General features: G+C 44.9%; 19 protein-coding genes. 5 read left to right on the plus strand and 14 right to left on the minus strand.

The annotated features are described in order from the left end of the window. The first annotated feature begins 224 nt into the window (after window positions 1–224). The 3 genes from HW45_RS25590 to HW45_RS25600 all read left to right on the plus strand — a co-directional run bounded on the left by HW45_RS25590 (window position 225) and on the right by HW45_RS25600 (window position 2,675). Window positions 225–1,292, plus strand: coding sequence for an acyltransferase (locus tag HW45_RS25590; RefSeq protein ID WP_038230806.1), 1,068 nt, complete (start codon window positions 225–227; stop codon window positions 1,290–1,292). A 42-nt stretch (window positions 1,293–1,334) separates the two neighbouring features. Continuing rightward, window positions 1,335–2,060: a nitroreductase family protein gene (locus HW45_RS25595; protein ID WP_038230807.1), complete on the plus strand. Its 726-nt coding sequence runs from the start codon at window positions 1,335–1,337 to the stop codon at window positions 2,058–2,060. A gap of 141 nt (window positions 2,061–2,201) precedes the next feature. Next, window positions 2,202–2,675 carry a Dps family protein gene (locus HW45_RS25600; RefSeq protein ID WP_038230808.1) on the plus strand — a complete coding sequence of 158 codons (474 nt, stop codon included), beginning with the start codon at window positions 2,202–2,204 and terminating at the stop codon, window positions 2,673–2,675. A gap of 42 nt (window positions 2,676–2,717) precedes the next feature. On the opposite strand, the gene HW45_RS25605 is transcribed toward HW45_RS25600, so the two are convergent. After that, entirely contained in the window at window positions 2,718–3,509 is a 792-nt protein-coding gene (locus HW45_RS25605; protein ID WP_038230809.1) for a hypothetical protein, read from the minus strand. A 169-nt stretch (window positions 3,510–3,678) separates the two neighbouring features. Between HW45_RS25605 and HW45_RS25610 the strand changes: the two genes are divergently transcribed. Then, on the plus strand, window positions 3,679–4,299 hold the full coding sequence (locus tag HW45_RS25610; protein WP_038230810.1) for a glutathione S-transferase family protein: 621 nt from the start codon (window positions 3,679–3,681) through the stop codon (window positions 4,297–4,299). Window positions 4,300–4,397: 98 nt separating this feature from the next. On the opposite strand, the gene HW45_RS25615 is transcribed toward HW45_RS25610, so the two are convergent. The 3 genes from HW45_RS25615 to HW45_RS25625 are packed head-to-tail and all read right to left on the minus strand — an operon-like array spanning window position 4,398 to window position 6,791. Continuing rightward, a complete protein-coding gene (locus HW45_RS25615) occupies window positions 4,398–5,795 on the minus strand; it encodes an MATE family efflux transporter (RefSeq protein ID WP_038230811.1) in 1,398 nt (465 codons plus the stop codon). A 29-nt stretch (window positions 5,796–5,824) separates the two neighbouring features. Beyond that, window positions 5,825–6,355: an NADPH-dependent FMN reductase gene (locus tag HW45_RS25620; RefSeq protein ID WP_038221961.1), complete on the minus strand. Its 531-nt coding sequence runs from the start codon at window positions 6,353–6,355 to the stop codon at window positions 5,825–5,827. A 22-nt stretch (window positions 6,356–6,377) separates the two neighbouring features. Further along, window positions 6,378–6,791 (minus strand): VOC family protein, encoded by a 414-nt coding sequence (locus tag HW45_RS25625; protein WP_038230892.1) that lies wholly within the window; start codon window positions 6,789–6,791, stop codon window positions 6,378–6,380. Window positions 6,792–6,907: 116 nt separating this feature from the next. Between HW45_RS25625 and HW45_RS25630 the strand changes: the two genes are divergently transcribed. Beyond that, the gene (locus HW45_RS25630; protein ID WP_038230812.1) at window positions 6,908–7,849 is read left to right on the plus strand and encodes a LysR family transcriptional regulator; all 942 of its coding nucleotides are present in this window, start codon (window positions 6,908–6,910) and stop codon (window positions 7,847–7,849) included. Window positions 7,850–8,130: 281 nt separating this feature from the next. On the opposite strand, the gene HW45_RS25635 is transcribed toward HW45_RS25630, so the two are convergent. Genes HW45_RS25635 through HW45_RS25680 form a run of 10 tightly spaced genes read right to left on the minus strand, consistent with a single transcriptional unit; the run spans window position 8,131 to window position 15,174 of the window. Beyond that, complete coding sequence (locus tag HW45_RS25635; RefSeq protein ID WP_051868391.1) at window positions 8,131–8,346, minus strand: hypothetical protein; 216 nt, start codon at window positions 8,344–8,346, stop codon at window positions 8,131–8,133. Between the two features lie 16 nt (window positions 8,347–8,362). Beyond that, window positions 8,363–8,806, minus strand: coding sequence for a F0F1 ATP synthase subunit epsilon (locus HW45_RS25640; RefSeq protein WP_006070145.1), 444 nt, complete (start codon window positions 8,804–8,806; stop codon window positions 8,363–8,365). Between the two features lie 11 nt (window positions 8,807–8,817). Beyond that, a complete protein-coding gene (gene atpD / locus HW45_RS25645; protein WP_006070146.1) occupies window positions 8,818–10,203 on the minus strand; it encodes a F0F1 ATP synthase subunit beta in 1,386 nt (461 codons plus the stop codon). A 20-nt stretch (window positions 10,204–10,223) separates the two neighbouring features. Then, the gene (gene atpG, locus HW45_RS25650; RefSeq protein WP_031493101.1) at window positions 10,224–11,081 is read right to left on the minus strand and encodes a F0F1 ATP synthase subunit gamma; all 858 of its coding nucleotides are present in this window, start codon (window positions 11,079–11,081) and stop codon (window positions 10,224–10,226) included. Window positions 11,082–11,105: 24 nt separating this feature from the next. Next, window positions 11,106–12,644 carry a F0F1 ATP synthase subunit alpha gene (atpA, locus tag HW45_RS25655; RefSeq protein WP_038230813.1) on the minus strand — a complete coding sequence of 513 codons (1,539 nt, stop codon included), beginning with the start codon at window positions 12,642–12,644 and terminating at the stop codon, window positions 11,106–11,108. Between the two features lie 12 nt (window positions 12,645–12,656). Continuing rightward, window positions 12,657–13,199: a F0F1 ATP synthase subunit delta gene (locus HW45_RS25660; RefSeq protein ID WP_038230814.1), complete on the minus strand. Its 543-nt coding sequence runs from the start codon at window positions 13,197–13,199 to the stop codon at window positions 12,657–12,659. 11 nt (window positions 13,200–13,210) lie between these two features. Next, complete coding sequence (locus HW45_RS25665; protein ID WP_006070150.1) at window positions 13,211–13,681, minus strand: F0F1 ATP synthase subunit B; 471 nt, start codon at window positions 13,679–13,681, stop codon at window positions 13,211–13,213. 35 nt (window positions 13,682–13,716) lie between these two features. Continuing rightward, window positions 13,717–13,953: a F0F1 ATP synthase subunit C gene (gene atpE / locus HW45_RS25670; RefSeq protein ID WP_004727739.1), complete on the minus strand. Its 237-nt coding sequence runs from the start codon at window positions 13,951–13,953 to the stop codon at window positions 13,717–13,719. A gap of 40 nt (window positions 13,954–13,993) precedes the next feature. Further along, window positions 13,994–14,764, minus strand: coding sequence for a F0F1 ATP synthase subunit A (gene atpB, locus HW45_RS25675; RefSeq protein WP_006070151.1), 771 nt, complete (start codon window positions 14,762–14,764; stop codon window positions 13,994–13,996). Then, complete coding sequence (locus tag HW45_RS25680; RefSeq protein ID WP_006070152.1) at window positions 14,764–15,174, minus strand: ATP synthase subunit I; 411 nt, start codon at window positions 15,172–15,174, stop codon at window positions 14,764–14,766. The genes atpB and HW45_RS25680 overlap by 1 nt, the downstream gene beginning before the upstream one ends. Window positions 15,175–15,405: the final 231 nt, after the last annotated feature.

A 15,405-nucleotide genomic window follows, 5' to 3' on the forward strand; every position in this document is an offset into this window, starting at 1 on the left:
TCCGCCAGCACAGGACAAAATAGGTCCTATCAAGTATTCTGATATGTAGCACGAGAAACGTGTAAGAATAGTCAACACCTGGATAACTAAAACTGCGATGTAGAACAAATTGTTGCAATTCACATGATGTCAGAGGCGCAATTATTGACTTTGAACACTGCTAAAAATGGGCTAGATGATACTGTTTGCTTCGAAGAATTACTAAGAGATTGTTACCTCCATTTATGTCATCAAAGCAGAAAATTTCCAGCTTCGAATTCGCGCGAGTCATTGCTCTGATCGCCGTCATTTCCATCCACTGCCAACTTTTTATGGATTATGGTTTTGTTAACGGTGAACCTTGGCTTAACTATATTACCAATCAACTAGCTCGATTTGCCGTTCCATTATTTTTCCTTATTGCTGGATATCTTATCTATCCCAAGCTAAACGAAAAACCATATCAAACCACCAAAGCTTACACTTTGCCTTTGATGCTCATTTGGGTGATTTGGAGCGCGATTTATTTGGTATTGCCTTTCAATTTAGCCGTAGTGGCCGAGCATGGCTATTTAGCTGAGCGCCAAGGCTATTGGAACTACTTGCTACAAAGTCCGCTCAACTCATTGTTTGAAGGTGGATTAGTACACTTATGGTTTATTCCATCGCTTGCGTTAGCGGTTTTGATGATTGCATGGTTTGTTGACAATAAATGCCGATCACTACTACTGCCATTCGCCGCCATCTTCTACGTACATGGCTTAATGGCTGGCAGTTACTTAAACATTACCGAAATCGAAACACCGATCTTTAGTCGAAATGGGCCATTTTTTAGCTTTTTGATGGTCGCAATAGGATTTGAAGTAAGACGTAGAGAGTGGTCAATAACCTCGACACAAGCGGTGGTGCTTGCGTTGTTTGGCATGTTGCTGCACTTCTTTGAAGCGTTTTATCTCAACTCTCTCGGGCAAGTGTTCAACATGAATGACTTCCTACTTGGCACCGTTTTTTGGTCGACTGGCATTTTCTTCTGGCTTCTGAATCATCCAAGATTGGGGAACCATAAAGTCTGGCATGACCTGGCGAAGTGGGTACTTCCTATTTATGTGGTACACCTGCTCGTCACGATCTACATGAATAATATTGCAGGAATGTTGGGCGCAACTCAGTGGACACGTGATCTCATTGTGTTCTTTGGAACGCTATTTGGCTCGTACCTGTTAGTTATCTTGTTAGAAAAAACACCGCTTGCATTTAAAAAGCTAAGAGGTTTGCCAAAACCAATTACCCCAAACTCTTGTGAACCTCGATAAGACCTGTTAGAAAGTGTCCAATTTCAATGATTGGACACTGCAATGAGCGACCTATCTCATCTAGAACATCTTCTTAATACTCGTCGCTCTGTTCGTAAATACGACCAGAGCGCGACCTTTGACCACGATGCCGTTAATAAGGCCCTTGAACACGCCACGCTAAGCCCGAACAGTAGCAACATGCAGATGTGGGCCTTCCACCGTGTGATCAGCGAAGACAAACGTGCTGCATTGAGTGAAATCTGCATGGGGCAAAATGCCGCTAAAACCGCAAACGAATTGGTTGTGGTGACGGTGACACCAAACAAATGGAAGCAGCGCGCCAAGATGAATGCTGACATTGTCCGCAGCAACTTTAACGGCCGTGAAGACGAGACCTCAAAGCGAGCATTTAAGTATTACGACAAACTGATCCCCATGGTTTATAACAATGACTCACTTGGCATCCGTGGGGTAGTGCGCAAAATATACAGTTTCTGGCTTGGCAGAAACAAACCGATGGTGCGTGAAGTCAGTAAGGAAGACGTTAGAGTCTGTTTACATAAGAGTGCAGCTCTTGCCTCTATGACCTTTATGTTGTCAATGCGCGAGCAGGGCTATGACACTTGCCCGATGGAAGGCTTTGACTCGGTAAGAGCAAAACAACTTCTCGGCTTAGGTGACAATGATGAAATTACCATGATCATCAGTTGTGGTGTTCGTACCGACGAAGGTATTTACGGCGAGCGTCACCGCGTTCCCAACGAAGAGGTGATTTTTAGTCACTAAATGGGGTAAAGGTTCATACTTAAAACTGATAGTATTTAGCTATCAATATAATACTTACAATCGATTTAACCTAAGTTGTTATTACTCATATACTGGCCTCAACGAAACAAGATTCCACTCTGATTCAAAGAGGACAGTATTATGAAAAACACTAATTTTATCGGTCTAGACCAAGCAGCTTCTGACTCTATTGCGATTGAACTTAATCAGCTACTCGCTAACTATCAGGTGTTGTACATGAACACTCGTGGTTATCATTGGAATATTAAAGGTGAACAGTTCTTCGAATTGCACGCTAAGTTCGAGGAAATCTACACGGACTTACAAACTAAGATCGATGAGCTTGCTGAGCGTATTCTGACTATTGGTCATACTCCAGACCATGGCTTTAGTCGCTATCTAGAGCTAAGTGCAATTGAAGAGCACCAAAATGCCTTTCGTGGTAAAGAGTGTGTCTCTGGTCTAGTGAATGGTTTCTCAGTGCTTATCAATAAACAGCGTGAAATCCTAGAGCAAGCTGGCGAAGCGAGTGACGAGGGTACTGCAGCATTGATGGGCGACTATATTCGCGAGCAAGAGAAACTACTCTGGATGTTGAATGCCTATCTTCAATAATTCGACCGCAACAAAAAAGGCGCTTAAGCGCCTTTTTTGTCATCAATCTGTCTTCGAGGTTAGCGTAATATTCCCTGAATATCGATATTGACCATCTGGCCAAAGATGGGTCGGATAATGATAGTCCCTAGACTCCATTAAAGAGACTAAATCTGGCAATAAATGCCTCAACTCTTTGCGACTTTTTACTCGCATTTCATCACTTTGCAAATCAGCACTGGACCCTAAATACGCCGCAGTTGCCAAGTAAAAGAACTCAACGGTTTTGCACGCATCATCACACGTTGGGTCATCATAACTGTACAATCCCTTTTGCTCGGCTAGCTGCCATTGCTTATACAGCGCACTTTGTTTTGCCTTTTTGTCGCTAAATACCGCTGGTAAATACGGCTGCCAACCCGCATTGACTATTAAATGATGTATCTCTTCTTGCGACGCATCTCGCCCAAACGTCGGTGCAGTTTCATCGGCGGATAAATCTTGCCCTAACATATGATCAAAGTAGGGCTCGAGCTTTTCAAATGCGTCATCACTAAAGCCCGATTGGCTCATCAACAAAGTAGCGTGATTATTCCGAAGCGGCTCAATGATATTAGGTTCATCAATCTGACCGTTTTGATCGTTGTCTAGCCATTGTGCGGTCACATTGGCGGCATGTTTTAGCTTATCTTGGGGTACTGACGAGGTGGCACAAATCGTAACCACGTCAAAGACTCGGGCTTTCTGGGTAAAGAAATCACCTGGGCATCCAGCAACAGGCGATTCGACAGAAGAAAACTCTCCCGCACTAGATAATGCACTGATAAAGAATAGTAAGCCTATACAACGTTTCATCCCTGCTCCTCAACCGTTGCTTATTTTTGGTCCTCATTCTAATAACAGTGATGAAGACTTACTGTATTAACAGGTCATTAATTGTCAGTGTTAGCCATTATTCTATTGCCTTAACAAATTAAATAGGTAACAATTATATTGCACACAATATATTTTTAAGGATATCGATATGATCAAGCTTCACCATCTCAATCACTCTCGTTCAAAAAGAATTATTTGGCTGCTAGAAGAGCTTGGTCTCGATTATGAAGTCGTCCCATATCAGCGTGACTCAGTGACATTTCTTGCACCACCCGAGCTGAAGTCGGTACACCCACTTGGCAAATCTCCAGTGATCGAATTAGACAGCCAAATTATCACAGAATCCGGTGCTATTACTGAATATCTTATCGAGCGATTTGGCGCAGACCAATTGGCACCAGCTCGTCAAAGCCCTGTCTATGCCGATTATCTGACTTGGTTACACTTTGCAGAAAGTTCTGCGATGCTTCCGCTACTCCTGAAAGTGTTTCTTGCAAAAGAGCCTGCAGAAACCGCCTTCCTATCAAGTTATGCAGATATGGAACAAAACAAAGTATTAGATTTTTTGAATCAGCAACTTGAAGGTAAACGCTATCTGATTGAAGATCGTTTGACTGGTGCAGACATCATGATGTCGTTCGTGGTGGATGTTGTCACGAATTTAGGCGTCATTAGCCAATACGCCAACATTCAGCGCTACTCAGAGCAGCTGAAGAAAAATCCAAACTACCAAAAAGCTATCGAAATTGAACTTCAACATAACCATTAAGCGGCGCTTGGTCATTCCTATTATGAGATAATCACCGAACCACGCCGCTCCATATCAATCAGCATTACTGATATGAGCGGCATAATGCGTATCTCGCCCTATTTACCTGACGACCAAAACATCAGATCCGATTTATAATCATTAACTATGCTTCGCTTTGGCAGTGTCGAACCATGCTCACTAAGCCAACGATTCAGCACTTTGTATGCATACCATGCTCCGATTACATTGGCGATGGACAATCCTACCCAAGTCCCTTCTAACGACCAATATGACCCAAGCAAAGCAAGCGGTATTGTCAAACCGAGCGACTTCACTATGGTAAGTTTTAGCGACGTTCGAGGCGATTGCACCCCATTGAGAAAAGAGGTTGTAATGAGCAGTAGCCCAAACATAGGGAAACTTAAGCCGACAGTCCAAAAATAATAAACTCCTTGCGCCACAACCGCATCAGATTGGGTAAACAGCGTCATGATCGTCTGTGGAAATAGCGCCACAATAGTGAAGGCCGCTATCCCCCAATACACGGTCAGTCGTCCTGCGTGAGCAACGATTTTATCCAGTCTATGCCAATGTTTAGCGCCAAAATTCTGAGCCACGAAAGGCGTCATCACAACACTCAATGACAAAATGCCCACCAGAATTAGCGATTCTATGCGCGTGACAATACCAAAGGCCGCGACCGCATCCTCGCCGTAACCAGACACGATGCGGGTTATCACTGCGATCGCGACTGGGTTCAAAAGCTGAGCCGCAATTGCGGGCATGGCAACATATAACATGCCTCTAAGATCCTTTATCGCCTGTCGAATATCCATAAAGAAGCTGAGTGAGAGCAACGACTCGCGCACTAACAACGTCATCATCAAGAGGAAGATGACAGCCCAAGAAAGAACCGTAGCGTAGGCGGCTCCCGCTAACCCCATGGCAGGAAAAGGTCCAAAACCAAAAATCAGCACATAGTCGAAGACCACATTAACAATCCCACCAATCCCCATCACCAATGTCGAACGAATCATGATCCCTTTCGCCATCAGCGCCGCATTACCAATTAATCCTGCTACCAGCGCAAACATGCCGATAAACAGAGGCCCCATGTACTGCTTGACCAAAGGTAACATCACCTCAGTCACACCTAGCGCAAAAAATAGGGCATCCATAACCAACAAACCGATAATAGAGAGCAACACGGTTAGAAAGACGAAAGCAACGATAGCGAGAGTAGTCAGCTGCTTAGCTTTTACCCATTGCTTTTCTCCCAGCACCTTCGCTACCGACGAAGACACGCCAGCAGCGGCGCCCATAAAGAAGGACACTACTAAGATGTATACTGGGTAAGAGAAGCTCATCGCAGCCAGTTCTTGCGTACCGAGCTTCCCGACAAAATAGGTGTCGATAAGTTGGAACATGAAGGTCATCAGCATGCCAAATGCGGCGGGAGCGGTCATGGAAATCAGTGCCGGACGTACCGGCGAGGTAATTATTTTCGCATCCATTGCGTTATCCCTATTCCCTATCGGTCGGATTAGCTCTCGGTCAGTTGAGCCACCGCAGAAGCTACTTGATCCGCTAGCTCACCATTGGTGATTTTCTGCTGCTCAACATCAAAATTGTCGTAGAAACTAGGAATCGACACTGATGCTTTCACATCCGCGGCAAAATAAGGTGCAGATCCAGAGGCTGCAGCTAGCACGCTTTGCGCTCCACCTGGGCCAGGTGAGGTAGCCAAATACACCACAGGTTTGTTTTGAAACACTTGCATGTTGATGCGAGAGGTCCAGTCAAATAGGTTTTTGTAGGCTGCAGTATACGAACCATTGTGTTCGGCAAGGGAGATAATCACTGCGTCAGCATCTCCAATCAACTGATAAAAGCGCTGCGCTTGTTCAGGAATTCCAGACTGTTTTTCACGATCTTCACTATAAATTGCGGCTTCAAAATCGTTGAGGTCGATAAGATTCACCTCAGCGTTCTCAAGCAGGTTTGCCGCGTAACCGGCTAGGGTTTGGTTAATGGATGCTCGGCTATTGCTGGCACCAAATGCGAGTACTTTAATTGCTTTTGTCATGATTGTTCTCCTAATTCTTGTATGCGTCTAAACCCACGTATTCAATAAACTCAATCACATTGTCGTCAGGGTCTCTGATAAAAAACGATAAACCCGTTGGATGGGTCATTGGGCCACCACTAAGGGGGATGTTGAGCTCTGCCAAGTTGGCCATCACTTGCTCAGCACTCGACACTTCAATTGCCACATGGGTGTAACCTGTGTGTTTAACGGGTACATCCATAAGTTGGTTTTTCTTTTCACCTGAATTCGCATTCAGAATAAAATTAATATTGATACCACTTGGATGCTCAACAATGGCTACAGGCTCGGGGCCTGCTGGTCCTGCGATATATTCAAAACCTAGCTTGGCGTAAAAGTCTCTTGATTGTTCAAACTCACTCACTCGAATTCCTATGTGATTCACTCGGCTAATCTGCTTCATGTTGGCACTCCATTGTTCTACTTGTTCATGGTTAAATTCAGTGTAATTGCTAGTCATATGGAAATTAATGACTAAAATGTAAAATCATTATTTCCATATGACTAGGAATAAGCACGATGTACAACGGGAAGCTATTGGATGGTTACGTGGTCTTTGTCGAGGTTGTGGATAGTGGCAGTTTCACTGTCGCAGCGGAGCGGACACAGCACTCCACCTCATACATCAGCAAAGAAGTGACCAAGTTAGAAGAACGCTTAGGCGTACGTCTACTTCAACGCACTACACGTACACTGAAACTCACTCCTGAAGGGGAAAATTTTTACCAACATGCTCGTGATGTTGTCGATGCGGCACAAGCGGCGGAAGAGTCGTTGTCCGGTAGTCAAATTGAGCCGTCCGGCCTACTAAAAATCACCTGTCCTGTTGCCCTTGGGCTGTCCACTATGAGCGCGATCTTTACCCAGTATGCGCAACGTTATCCCAAGGTCACTTTAGATATCGATCTGAGCGATAAGAAAGTCGACGTCATTGAACAAGGAATCGATATTGCGATTCGTGCGTCTGATAGGCTTGAAGACTCCTCACTCATCAGTCGTAAACTCTTTACTGATAGAGGAATTACGGTGGCCTCTCCTGCTTACCTTCAGCAATATGGAACACCAAGAGCGCCTAGCGAATTGGCTCATCACAACATCATTAGTTATAGCTACGCGAAAAACAACAAGCGCTGGGTTTATGAGGATCTTGATGGGAATGAAGCTTCAGTGGACATCACCAGTAGAATCACGGTCAACAGCGCTAAAATGGAAGTAGAAATGTGCAAAGCCGGATTGGGCATCTCCCGTTTGCCGCGATTTTATTTAGGTAACGAACTAGAAACCGGAGAACTGATCGAGCTGTTTGACGACTATCCAAAGCATCAACTTGGTGTCTACATGGTGTATCCGAGTAGAAAACACATGTCAGCAAAAGTAAGAGCGTTCAAAGACATTGTCGAAACAGAGCTGGTTCATTCCTTGTCTTTGCGTCAGAAGGAACTAAACAAAGGAATGGCGTAATAAGAAAAGAAAAAGCCGTCACTCCCAACTATGAAAAGAGTGACGGCTAAGTGCTGAAACCAATCTGGATAAGTGGCGATGGAGTCACTTATATAGATTGACCTCACCTCAGTGTCCGGTTTGTTGAGTGCTGAGTTCAACTCAACGGAGCTGAGAGGACGGTATAGCCAGTTCTTGTTTTAGAAACATCAAAGCCTTCATTGGTGAATATGAGCCTTTAAGGTTTCGTTGCCGGGTTCGCCCTGTTAGCTAATGAGATTCGAGCCTCATCGTTGCTTGTGTTATTTCTTGTCTTCTGGTTTGAACTCTTCGTCATCATCCACGGTCAGTGGTTTTCCATCTGGTCCAAAAATCGCAATCGCACTACCCAAACTCACTAGTCGCATCGCCAGTGATGGAGAAACTGCTTTCTGGACCCCTTTCTCTGCCAAGATTTCGCCTTCCCAAGCTCGGTCCATGTAGCGACCACTTTGTGTAAACTCAATAACTGTTCTCATGATCTTTCCTCCGGTTTTAATATCTAGCTCGCGCAACGGTAAGTTCTACCGCTCGTAGTTGAGCCAGTGCTTTTGCAAGTTCGAGCTGTGCCTGAGCAAAATTAACGTCGTCGGTATACTTGTTAATGTTCTCTTCGGCTGCGCGGCGCGCCGCTTCCGCTCGAGCTTTATCAATATCTTTGCCGTGTAATGCCGTATCTGCGAGTACGGTAACCACGTCAGGCTGTACTTCTACCAAGCCGCCCGATACATACAAGATCTGCTCTGGTTGCTTGAGATCACCAAGGATTCTTGCAACACCTGGCTTGATCTTGCTGATTAATGGGGAGTGGCCGGGACGAATCCCGAGCTCACCATCCGCTCCGGCAACGGCGATTGCATGAGCTGGCCCTGAATACAGCGTCCCTTCCGCACTCACCACATTGAGTTGAAAGGTTGTTTGTGAAACACCTATTGCCATCACGTCACCCCTTACAGTGTTTTCGCTTTCTCAAGCACTTCGTCGATAGAACCGCAGTACATAAATGCTTGTTCTGGGATATCGTCATATTGACCGTTAAGCAGACCTTGGAAGCCCGCAATAGTGTCTTTCAAAGGTACAAACACCCCTGGCTGGCCAGTAAAGACCTCAGCTACGTGATACGGCTGCGTTAAGAAACGCTCTACCTTACGAGCTCGAGATACCAGTTGCTTGTCTTCTTCGGAAAGTTCATCCATACCCAAGATGGCAATGATGTCTTTGAGTTCTTTATAACGTTGCAGTGTTTTTTGTACCGCTTGCGCTGTGTCGTAGTGCTCTTGACCAATTATTTGCGGATCAAGCTGGCGAGACGTTGAGTCTAGCGGGTCGATCGCAGGGTAAAGGCCAAGTGCTGCAATGTTACGTGACAGTACAACCGTTGCGTCCAAGTGAGCGAACGTCGTTGCTGGCGATGGATCCGTTAAGTCATCCGCTGGTACGTACACCGCTTGAATCGACGTAATCGAACCATTCTTGGTAGACGTGATACGTTCTTGCAGTACACCCATCTCTTCCGCCAGCGTTGGCTGATAACCTACTGCTGATGGCATACGACCTAACAACGCTGATACCTCTGTACCCGCTAAGGTGTAACGATAAATGTTATCCACGAATAGCAGTACATCACGACCTTCGTCACGGAAGCGTTCTGCCATGGTTAAGCCTGTCAAAGCAACACGAAGACGGTTACCCGGTGGCTCGTTCATCTGACCATAAACCATGGCAACTTTGTCTAGAACGCCTGCTTCTTTCATCTCGTAATAGAAGTCGTTACCTTCACGAGTACGCTCACCAACACCTGTGAACACCGAAAGCCCTGAGTGCGCTTTCGCGATGTTGTTGATAAGTTCCATCATGTTGACGGTCTTACCTACACCAGCGCCTCCGAACAGACCGATTTTACCGCCCTTAGCAAATGGACAAATCAAGTCGATAACTTTCACGCCAGTCTCAAGTAGTTCCGTACTGTTTGACTGGTCTTCGTAGCTAGGCGCTGGACGGTGAATCTCATACGACGCTTGTTCGCCAATTGGACCACACTCATCGATAGGTTGGCCTAGAACGTTCATAATACGCCCTAGTGTTTCCTCACCTACGGGTACGGTAATTGGGCTACCTGTAGTTTCTACTTGCAGACCACGTCTTAGGCCATCGGATGAGCCCATCGCGATACAGCGAACCACACCGCCACCAAGTTGTTGTTGTACTTCTAAAACAAGTGAGCTGTTTTCATCACCTACGACTTTTAGAGCGTCGTATACTCGCGGACCGCTGTTTTGTTCGAACTCTACGTCGACAACGGCACCGATGACTTTGACAATTTTGCCAATACTCATAATCTTACCTCTGAATCCTGTTACACCGCTTGAGCGCCGGCGGTAATCTCACTCAACTCTTGAGTGATCGCTGCCTGACGTGCTTTGTTGAACACGAGTTGCAAGTCATCAATTAACTGACCTGCATTGTCCGTTGCGGCTCTCATCGCAACCATTCGCGCTGCTTGTTCACAAGCAATGCTCTCTACCACACCTTGATACACAAGAGACTCAACGTAGCGCAGCATCAAATGGTCCAAGATATCTCTTGGTGCTTGCTCGTAGATGTAGTCCCAACGTGTTTCTTTTTCCGCTTCTTCTTGCTTAGGAAACGGTAACAGCTGCATCACGGTAGGTTGTTGCGTCATGGTGTTTACAAATTGGCTATAAACCAGAAATAGTCGGTCTATCTGCCCTTCTGCGTAATGCTCCATCATGGCGTGGACAGTACCCAGTAGCTCTTCGAGCTTTGGGTGGTCTCCCAAACCTGAGGTTTGAGCAATGACACGCCCTGATGATTGAAAAAAGCTGATTGCTTTTGAACCAATCAATGTGGTGTCAACTTCGACACCTTGCTCCTGCCAGCTTTGCATTTCAGACAAAACTTTTCGGAACAAGTTGGTATTTAAACCGCCACATAAACCTCGGTCTGAAGAGATAATGATGTAAGCAACCCGCTTAACTTCTCTCTCTTGCAGATACGGATGGCTATATTCCAACGTACCGCCAGACACGTGACTGATTACTTTTTTCATGTTGTCTGCATAAGGTCGAGACGCTTCCATATTGTCTTGAACCTTACGCATTTTGCTTGCCGCCACCATCTCCATCGCACTGGTGATTTTCTGAGTACTTTGAATACTCGCAATCTTGGTGCGTATCTCTTTGGTATTTGCCATTACTGACTCCTACTTGGTTGATGGTTAATATTGCAGCGCAGAAAACTCTTCTAGCAGCGTATAAAGCTTGCCTTCGATTTCCTTGTTGTAATCACCAGTTTTGTTGATCTCTTCGAGTAGATCAGCTTGAGTCTGTTTGGCAAAAGCCACCAAACCATCTTCAAACTCCGCGAGCTTGTTCAGTGCCACATCTTCCAAGAAACCCTTTTCGGCTGCGAAGATGACTAATGCTTGATTCGCAACAGACATTGGTGCGTACTGCTTTTGCTTCATGAGTTCAGTCACTTTTTCACCGTGGTCAAGCTGCTTACGAGTCGCTTCATCTAAGTCAGATGAGAACTGCGCGAAGGCAGCTAGCTCGCGGTACTGAGCCAATGCGGTACGAATACCTCCAGAGAGCTTCTTGATGATCTTGGTTTGTGCTGCACCACCTACACGCGATACTGAGATACCAGGGTCCACAGCAGGGCGTAAGCCAGAGTTAAACAACTGAGTCTGCAAGAAGATTTGACCATCGGTAATTGAGATAACGTTAGTCGGTACAAACGCAGATACGTCTCCCGCTTGTGTTTCGATGATCGGTAATGCGGTTAACGAGCCAGTACGACCTTTAACTTCACCATTAGTAAAACGCTCTACATAACCCTCATTAACTCGAGCTGCGCGCTCTAGAAGACGTGAGTGAAGATAGAAAACATCACCTGGGAACGCTTCACGACCCGGTGGGCGTTTTAGTAGTAGTGAGATTTGACGGTAAGCAACAGCTTGTTTAGACAGGTCATCGTAGATGATCAATGCATCTTCGCCGCGGTCACGGAAATATTCACCCATGGTGCAGCCTGAATATGGTGCCAGGTATTGTAATGCAGCAGATTCTGATGCTGACGCCACCACAATAATGGTGTTTGCTAGTGCGCCATGTTCCTCTAGCTTACGAACCACGTTAGCAATCGTTGAGGCTTTTTGGCCAATCGCGACATAAATACATTTAACGCCAGTGTCACGTTGGTTGATGATGGCATCGATAGCCATCGCCGTCTTACCTGTTTGACGGTCACCGATAATCAGCTCACGCTGACCTCGACCGATTGGCACCATAGCATCAACCGCTTTATAACCAGTTTGAATTGGCTCATCCACTGATTTACGGTCGATTACACCCGGTGCAATCACTTCTACAGGGTCAAAGCGTTCAGCTTTCACTTCGCCTTTGCCATCGATAGGCTGACCCAAAGTGTTTACCACACGGCCAAGCAGCGCAGGGCCAACTGGCACTTCTAAGATACGACCCGTACCACGGACCTTCATCCCTTCACAAAGGTCAGCATAAGGGCCCATCACTACCGCACCAACAGAGTGGCGTTCTAAGTTAAGCGCTAGGGCAAAACGGTTATCTGGTAACTCAATCATCTCACCTTGCATAGCATCCGCAAGACCGTGAATGGTGATAATACCGTCACTGACCGAAATGATGGTTCCTTCATTTCTCGCCTCACTCGCCATGTCAAAATTGGCGATGCGCTCTCTGATCAGTTCACTAATTTCATTTGAATTCAATTGCATCTCTTTCCCCTACTATGCGTGTAGGTTGACAGCAAGACGGTGTAACGATGAGTAAATACTTCCATCTAACACCTGCTCGCCCGCTTTAATCATCACTCCACCAACAAGGGATGGATCAATTTGCTGTTCTATCGTTACCGTTTTGCCAAACTTAGCTTCAAGCGCGTTCTTAATGTCCACCAATTGGTCTTGTTCCAATGGCTCTGCGGTGTAAACCAAAACTTCCATGGTTTTTTCATATTCCGCTTTCATTTCAAAGAACAGCTCAACAGTGGTTGCCAGTAGCTTGAGTCTCTTGTTTTCAGCCATAACACGTAAGAAGTTCTTAACGTATTGGCTAAGCCACTCATCACACGAGGTCAGTATCATATCGAGCAAGACTTGCTCTGAACTTTCCTCTTCAAGGTCTTCAATCACCTCGACGACCGCTGGCTGTGATACCACCATTTTTAAAAGCCCTAACGCTTGTCCCCACTCATCGAGCAGTGCCTCATCAAGGGCAAAGTCAAACGCAGCTTTGGCATAGGGTTGAGCAATTGAGGTAAAGTCATTCATCTGATTTACCCCTACATTTCGCTAATCATGTGCTCAACAAGCTCACGGTTACTCTTAGAATCAAGGTTCTTGCGAATCAGTTTGCTGGCACTTTCAATCACTAAATCTGCCATTTCAGATTTCAGCTCCTGACGAACCTTGCTCTTTTCGCTCTCTACCTCAGCTTTACCTTCAGCGATGATTTTCGCTTTCTCTTTTTGCGCTAGCTCTGCCGCTTCTTCCACTAATTGGTTTTGACGTTGCTGTCCTAACTCAATAATGGATTGTGCTTTTTCGCGCGCTTCCGCAACGATGCTCTCACCGTTTGCTTTTGCTAGTTCAAGTTCTTTTGCCGCGGCTGCAGTATTCTTAATACCAGTCGCGATTTCGTCTCGACGCTCGTCAAGCAGTGTTACCAATGGTGGCCACACATATTTCATGCAAAGCCAAACGAAGATAACGAAGGAGATTGCTTGACCCAGCATGGTTGCATTTAGGTTCATAACATCCTCACCAATGTTTACTTATTAAAAATCAATTAAGCCACTGCGAAGATGATGTAGAGACCAATACCAACACCAATCATAGGAACCGCATCCACTAGACCCATCATGATGAAGAACTGAGTACGAAGCATCGGGGTTAAATCTGGTTGACGTGCCACACCCTCTAGGTATTTACCGGCAAGGTTACCGATACCTGCTGCCGCACCCGCCGCACCAAGACCAATTAGAAGTGCACCTGCTACATATAAAACAGCACTTACAATATCCATAACAACTCCTGAGAAATATATTTAGTAAATTAAGTTTGAATTAGTGATGTTCTTCTACTGCCATGCCCATATAGACAACAGTGAGAACCATAAATATAAACGCTTGTAATCCGACAATTAATATATGGAACAATGCCCACGGAACACTTAACGCCCATTGCATCCACCACGGCATTAGTGCGATAAGAATAAATATCATCTCACCCGCATACATATTGCCAAATAGTCGCAGACCTAATGAAATAGGTTTTGAAATTAGTGTAACTAATTCAAGAACCAGGTTCACCGGATATAACAAAGGATGTGAAAATGGCTGAGTAGTCAGTTCTTTAATAAATCCTTTTATGCCTTTATGTTTAAAGGTATAACCAAGGACTAGAATAAATACTCCTAACGCCATTGACATAGTGACATTAACATCCGCTGATGGTAGGTCTCTAAAGTGACCAAGTCCTATTGCTCGGGTAAAGGCTGGAATAAAATCGATAGGTAATAAATCGATAGCATTCATCAAGAATACCCAAACAAAGATAGTCAGAGCCAATGGACCTATTAGTTTATCTTGTGCTTGGAAAATTTCTTTTACCAGTCCGTCGACAAACTCAAACACCAATTCAACGAGACATTGCAATCGGCTAGGAACCCCACTTGTCGCCTTGGAAACCGCATAGCGAAAGCCTACGATAAAGACGATACCCAGTAACCAAACCATCAACATTGAGTCTAGGTTTATGCCCCAAAAACCATCCCCCGAAGTCCAGAACGTCAAATGGTGTTCAATATAGTCATGTGCTGATTGAACGTTTTCCATTACGCTTTCCTCTGTAGTTCAATGGTTTGCTGATCTTTAAGCATTGGACTGATAAAGAAACCTAATACCGTAATGCAATATCCGGCTAATACAGTAACGTTACTCAGTTCCATAAATCGAAATGTCAAAATGAACATCACTATGGTGTAGATCATCTTGATATTGCGACTCAAACGCATCAGATCTTTTAAATTTTGTTGCGGCTTATATTTAGCTTTTAGCGACGCGAATATCATGCCTATGAACGGAGGTACAACTGCAATAATCACTCCGATTAACGCCGATTCTATATCTAGTTTGTCTTTAAAAAAGAGCTCGTAGAGTATAAATACCGACCCAAGCATCAACTGGCTGTATAATATCCGCTTCCCAGCTAGCATTATATCTTCGCTGGGGATACTAGCTTGCATCAGCAATCCTTAATTGTATTTAAAACATATTGATAAATTTAATTACCGACTAAATTAATTAATGGATAACTAAATTTATCATCGACGCAAAATGTAGTTATTTATCTACACAGCTTGCGATAAGAAAGATACACCCAACAAAGTGATAATATAAATAATAATTAGCGAAACTTATCATTTCATTTTTGGAGGATTTATTTATTTGTATTCCATTAATGATCAAGCTACGTT

Source organism: Vibrio sp. ER1A (assembly GCF_000733315.1).
In the GTDB taxonomy this organism is placed as follows: domain Bacteria; phylum Pseudomonadota; class Gammaproteobacteria; order Enterobacterales; family Vibrionaceae; genus Vibrio; species Vibrio mediterranei.